Annotated in this window: 5 protein-coding genes; all 5 read right to left on the bottom strand. The window is 44.5% G+C overall.

The genetic code is table 11. The annotated features are described in order from the left end of the window. Positions 1-532: 532 nt before the first annotated feature. The gene (locus ACJ751_RS00765; protein WP_407743454.1) at positions 533-2,368 is read right to left on the bottom strand and encodes a hypothetical protein; all 1,836 of its coding nucleotides are present in this window, start codon (positions 2,366-2,368) and stop codon (positions 533-535) included. Between the two features lie 276 nt (positions 2,369-2,644). After that, a complete protein-coding gene (locus ACJ751_RS00760) occupies positions 2,645-3,274 on the bottom strand; it encodes a class I SAM-dependent methyltransferase (protein ID WP_407743453.1) in 630 nt (209 codons plus the stop codon). Positions 3,275-3,363: 89 nt separating this feature from the next. Continuing rightward, positions 3,364-3,732, bottom strand: coding sequence for a DUF6717 family protein (locus ACJ751_RS00755; RefSeq protein WP_407743452.1), 369 nt, complete (start codon positions 3,730-3,732; stop codon positions 3,364-3,366). Between the two features lie 127 nt (positions 3,733-3,859). Beyond that, a complete protein-coding gene (locus ACJ751_RS00750) occupies positions 3,860-5,230 on the bottom strand; it encodes a PQQ-dependent sugar dehydrogenase (protein ID WP_407743451.1) in 1,371 nt (456 codons plus the stop codon). Positions 5,231-5,393: 163 nt separating this feature from the next. After that, positions 5,394-6,745, bottom strand: a 1,352-nt coding sequence (locus tag ACJ751_RS00745) for an MGH1-like glycoside hydrolase domain-containing protein (protein ID WP_407743450.1), incomplete at its 5' end; no start/stop codon positions are given.

Raw genomic sequence — 6,745 nt, 5'->3', positions numbered from 1 at the left:
TGATTAATAAATTGATTTCGGTCTTCATTAATATGCTTCAAAAATGAACTACTTTTCATCAATTATTATATATAGGTCATCTATGACTAACTATGGAGCATCAGTTCGTACTTTTGCTCATATGTAGTTAACTTGTGCCTATAAGTACAAGACTATAGCATGATAGTTATGCACTTATTGGTCAATGTTGCATAGGGTCTTCCCATATTTAACCCTGGTTGCTCTATAGTGAAGTTAGGTTGTTCTATAGTGAAGACGGGTTGTTCTATTGTTAAATCAGGTTGCTCTATAGTGAAGTCAGTTTGCTCTATTGTTAAATCAGGTTGTTCTATAGTTCGTTATGGATGCGGCATAGTAAGTTCTACATGCGGCGTATTAAATTAGCAATGCAGCATAGTTAGCCACATACGTTCTGAATTATTGAAGATGTCACTTTATTGACAACTTTACGCTGATACAGCGGTTTAAAAGATCAAAAAGGCCGCCTCTTTATTTGAGACGGCCTCTTCTATTTAGTAGTTTCCCATAACTCTTATTGATTTAACTGCAATAACTTACCGGTTACTATTTTATCGCCTACTCTCAGCACATAAACCAGTTGGGCAGATCTCATCAATGGCAGATTTATCTGAAATGTATTAACGCCCCGCAGCATGCTTCCCTGGAAAACATTTTTTACCTTTTGTCCAAGCAAATTGAACACTTCCAGGCTTCCCTTTCCCCCTTCGGGAGTGGTTACCTCAAATTTCACCATGCTACTAAAAGGATTGGGAAACGCTTTGAGGGTAATTTGACCTGAGGGCTGAGTTGGCTCAGGTGCTGAAGCGTCTGTTATTAATCTCGCACCGGATTGTGAACAATTGGATGCATCACAATTGACGGCAGATGAAAAACAACCCGTACTCAGTTGTTTAACTTTTATCCCGGTTACCGACCCTGCAACCAGGTTATTGAACAAGGTACCCGCCTGCCAGGTTGTACCATTATCAATGCTATACTGATAATCTGATCCGAGCGGACTGTTTATAGTTACACTTCCAGTTGTTGGTCCGCACAGCGAAGGTTGCACCACGCAAATAGCCGGCGCCGCTGGCGTCGTCGTAGTTACTGTAACAATTACAGCAGCTGTGTTACTGCAACCTGTAGTTGTATTGGTCTTGGTTAACGTGTAGGTCGTAGTTGTTGATGGATTAGCGGTAGGATTGCTGGCGCTTGCACTGCTCAAATCTGTGGTTGGTGACCAGGAATACGTAAACCCTGACACGACCGTTTCCCCAATTTGTTTGCCGTTTGTATTCGAAGTGCAGTTTTTGGTAAAGGCATCTCCTGCACTGACAACAGGAGGCGTAGAATTTACCGTTATAGTCACATCGGCAGTGCCGCTGCAACCAGAGGCTGTACTGGTCTTTGTTACAGTATAGATGGTAGTTACCGCTGGATTGGCGGTGGGATTACTGATATTGGCATTATCTAACCCTGTGGTTGGAGACCATGAATACGTAAACCCGGATTCTGACGCTACTCCAATTTGCTTGCCGCTTGTATTGGAATTACAGGTCTTGGTAAAGCCCGTTCCTGCGTTGGCTGTAACGGTTACCGGAGCTCCTACTGTCGTGTTCCTTGAGGCCGTACAATTTAAAGCATCAGTAATGAGCACGGTATACGTTCCTGCCACACAACCGCTAAGGTCCTGGTGGGTTGACTGGCCTGAAGGAATAACGCCGCCATTACTGGCAGTCCAGGAGTATGTGTACGGAGGTTTTCCACCGGTTGGCGTCATATCAATAGATCCGCCTGCGTTGCAGGTAGCACTGGAAACATTAAAGCCGGCATTAAGGCCGGTATTAATTTGTATTGAATCGAGGGTGCCGCATTTTGGATTAATGGTGGCTGAATTGAGCGAGGCGCAGGTGCTTTTGGGAGAAGCATCTGTCCATGCCAAAAACAGATCTTTTATAGTTAACGACTGACCACATGTATAGGTAATTTGGTTGAACGTTAACGTGGTTGTATCACTTGAAACTACAGGACCTCCACAGCCCTGAATGGGCGTACTGGAAGAAATGGTGCCGTTACTGTTGCGTATAACCAGCGTGCCCCAGAATGCAAAAGAAGTTCTTGTTGAACCTGTTTTGTTGTAGATAGACAAATGCAATGTTCTGGTTGTAGATGAACCTGGTGTACAGGTGTTGCAGATATCTGAACCCGGTAAGGTAGCGCTTGTAAGCGTAAGGTCTTTTGAAGTACAGGAAGATGCAGCCGGAAACGTAGTGGTTGTTTGGGAGAAGGCTTGTGAAGAAAATAAACAAACTGCAAGAAGAAGAACGGGCAGGTATTTACTGATTAAGTGGGTAAAAGGGCGGCTCATAAACAATGATTTTTTTAAAGTTTGAAAATAGTATTGCGCCATGAGTATTTGAAATACTCATGCAGGTTTTGGTTAGCAAAGGCAGTAAGTTGTTTGTTAGTCAGAAGGGATCGATGGCAGGAAGTTCAGGGGATATTCATTAGCGATAGTATATGCCTATAAATTTGAATATCTAAAATAGTGTAATATCATTATCCAGACAAATGACATTGGTCATTAATCCAGATCAACACTTATATAAAAGGCTTTCACTGCCCGGCGAGGCCGTGGGCTTTGCTATAGCAACAGTAAACTGATGGGCGTGTATTGCTGCTGGTAAAATACAGTCATTTCATATTGCTGTTTACAAAAGGGCAGCAGCTTTTCAATAAATGGTTTGGCCATGAGCCGTTGTGGAGTGGTTAGCAGAATAGTGGCGCCCTGTTGAAGAAAGCGTTGTAATACCTGGTAAAGCTGATCGAACTGGTCGGGATCGTAATTAATATCACTTAATAGTAATATATCTGCAGTAAGATCATCGGGCAGGAAGTTCCAATCCAACACCTGACAGGTAACATTAGAGAGCTGTACATGCTGTACAGTCCTGGTCATAGCGTCAACAGCCTCCTGCAGATAGTCGCTGCAACAAATGGCTTTTGCATAACGGGCAGCCACAAATCCTGGTAATCCCAGTCCGGCCGCCAGTTCCAGCACGTTTTTATCCTGAACTAATTCAGGATGCTGATGAATAAAGTCGGCCATCGCCAGGCCTGCAGGCCACAGTTTTGTCCAGTGTGGAAATGGCACTTCGGCCTGTACCTGCTTTTGCTGCAAGTAATGATCCTGTACTTCCTGCGGATCAGGTACAAATAAGTCTATTGAGTAACCTGGCCGTACCAGGTGTTGTAGTTGAAGTGATACAGACATGAATAATAGTTGTCTATCTGCAACAACTCTTTTTCGGAAATAAGATCTTCCGCACTATGGCCCATATTTTACGCCACATAGGTATTTGTTTATTCTGAAGCATCGACATCCTCTTGTTTAACAAAGATACGTTCAGGAAGTTTGCCAAAAACAAATTCTGTTACCTGGCACAGCCACATGCGCTGATTAACCGCCTTGCCGTTGTATTTTTCCATCAGGTAATAACCGCCGCCAATACCTGGGTCGCATTTCTCGGTTAGAACAAGCATATCCGCCCCTTCAAACGGTTCTTCTGAAATATTTAACACTACTGATGTACCGCGTTCGGCCATGATGTCGAGCATGATATCGGCGCCATCAACCATTTGCAGATCGCCGGCATTACCGCCCTGCTCAATATATTCCGGCAGATCGATGAACCAATCCCCGCCATTCTTTACAAACATATATGTTTCCATAACCGGTAGTTTTTGTATGTCAAATATAGCAAAAAGGCCTCCCGATTTAATCGGGAAGCCTTTTTAGCTCCGTATAGAGCACCATTTGTGTATATACCTCTACAAACTGGAAAAACAAGCCATCTTACTAGTTGTCATCTTTATTCTTTACAGCCACCAGTTTAAACACTTTTCCGGTATTGCCACTGGGTCCCAGTATGGAGGAAACCGTCAGGTAAATTTCCCCCTCATTATCCTGTCCAAACCCTTTCAGGTAATAGCCCACATCATCGGGATGGCTTTTGAGGTTTATCTCATCATACGTCCACATGCCTGCACCGGAAGGTTGCGACATAAACAACTCACCATTTGCAGTGGTGGGTGATTGCGAGAAGGTGCCGAAAATGTATTTTCCATCCCAGCCCTTTATATCTTTTCCCCGGTATACATTACCGCCAATAATAGTGGTGGCTTTCCCTCCTGCCGGATTCTTCCAGTTATTTACTTCTATCACCGGATCGATCAACGGATTACCGAGATTATCTACCGAAGGACAGGAAGCCGTCGGCAGCGAGTCTGCGGCTGCATTAAAGCAATGCCTTCCTTCTTTTACATTCCAGCCATAATTCCCACCTTTCGTCACTACATCGATCTCTTCCCATAATACCTGGCCGGCATCCATGGAGATCAATTTATGATCGCCCCCCATATCGAATGAAAAACGGAAAGGATTGCGAAAACCATAGGCATAGATCTCATCTTTACCAGGCTTGCCTACAAACGGATTATCAGCAGGTATTCCATAGGGACTTCCACTATTTACATCAATGCGCAGAAAGTTGCCAAATAAATTGGAATCAAGATCCTGCCCATTACCACCTGCATTGGGTGTGTACCAGTCGGTAACATGCCCCGGTGCCACATCATCGGCGGCGCCGCCATCACCAATGGAAATGTACAAATAGCCATCGGGACCAAATGCCAATGTACCGCCATTGTGATTCGATTGCGGATCATCCATTTCCAACAATACTTTTTCAGAATTCATATCGGCTACATCCATATTGGCGGATACTTTAAATTCTGAAATGCGGCTCAAATTATTCCAGTTAACACCTGCCTGCGGCCCACCGGCACGGGGCGGCAGCTGATAATAAATAAAGAACCGGCCATTGGTTTTATAATCCGGGTGAAAGGCAAGTCCTAATAATCCTCTTTCATCGTAACCAGGTGTAAGCGCCACCATTTTACTGGTTACATCCATAAAAGGTGTAGCCAGTTTTTGACCGTCTTTAATGATCCAGATCTTTCCAGCCTGGTCAATTACAAACAACCGACTATTATCATCAGGCGCTGTAACCAGGCCAATGGGGGAAACAAAACCATCGGCAATCAATTGCATATCCACTTCTTTGTTATTGTTTTTGGGGCCATCATTTTTTTTACAACCCGTCAACATCAATGCAAGCAACGTTGATGCCGCGAAAAACCGGCATCCAATGGAGAAATTAACTCTCATGGTAGTTTAATTTTTTAATGGTTTCAAAAAAAGGTTTGTCAGGCCACAGAAAGCCTGAACACAGCTACATGGAGTTATTTATTAGTGGGGAGTGGTTTGGTAAATCAGATAAATTATGCAAAGGTTGTACCTACCGTATAACTCATCTACAGGCATACACTTCTCATTGCTGATTCTTCATAATAATAAGATTAGCAATAAGTCCCGTCCAGCCGGTTTGGTGCGAGGCGCCGAGGCCGCGGCCATTATCGCCATGAAAATATTCGTGGAATAAAATGTAATCCCTGAAGTGCGGATCGTTCTGGAATTTGGGATGCGAACCCAATACGGGACGTTTGCCAGCTTCATTACGCTTGAAGATGCTTAACAACCGGCAGGCAATCTCATTGCCCACCTGTTTCAATGTAAGATAATTGCCCGAGGCGGTTGGATATTCTATTTTAAAATCATCGCTGTAATAGAAATGATATTTACGCAGACTTTCAATAAGCAGGAAATTCATGGGCATCCAAACCGGTCCGCGCCAGTTGGAATTACCACCAAACATCGCGCTATCACTTTCTCCCGGCACATAAGGCACGCTCATAGGCACCCCATTTATATTAATACTATAAGGGTGTTTGGCATATTCTTTCGATAATGACCTTACGCCATAATCACTTAAAAAAGCTGTTTCATCAAGCATATGACTCAACAGTCTTTTCATCCGATGCCCACCCAGTAATCCCAACAGATGGGTGTCCTGTTTACCTTCTTCGTACCAACGCGAAACCAGTAAGGCCAGGTCGGGCCGGTGCCGCAGGAACCAGTTCATGCGTTCTGCAAAAACCGGGTTATTGTCCAGCGATTCCCGGGTGATCACTTCTACAGCAAACAGGGGGATCAATCCCACCATGCTTTTTACTTTCAGTTTTACGATCTGGTTATTTTTCACGCGCACCTGGTCGTAAAAGAATTCATCTTCTTCATCCCACAAACCGGTATTGTTCTTACCCATGCTGGCCATAGCGCCGGCGATGTACAGGAAATGCTCAAAAAATTTGATAGCCATGCCCGTATAGGCCTTATTGTAAGTAGCCAGTTCCAGGGAAATGTGTAGCATGTTCAATGCATACACAGCCATCCAGCTGGTAGCGTCGGCTTGCTCTGCATGCACGCCTTCGGGCAATGGCGCGCTTCTGTCAAACACCCCGATATTATCCAGCCCCAGGAAGCCGCCTTCAAAAATGTTGTTGCCTTCCTTGTCTTTCCGGTTCACCCACCAGGTGAAATTGATAAGCAGCTTGTGAAAGAGTGATTCCAGGAATACATAATCCTTCACCCCTTTGGCTTTGGCATCCATCCGGAAGATCCTGAACACCGCTCCTGCATGGATGGGCGGATTGGCATCACCCAACGACCACTCATACGCAGGCAACATGCCCGAAGGATGCATATACCATTCTTCGGTCAGCAGTTGCAATTGTTGTTTGGCAAAATCCGGATCAACCAACCCAAGCGTAACACAATGAAACC

The sequence above is a fragment of the Niastella sp. genome (genome assembly GCF_045805085.1).
Classification (GTDB): Bacteria; Bacteroidota; Bacteroidia; order Chitinophagales; family Chitinophagaceae; genus Niastella.
Note: the sequence above shows the minus strand (reverse complement) of the source record. Positions and strands in the feature narration are given on the sequence as shown.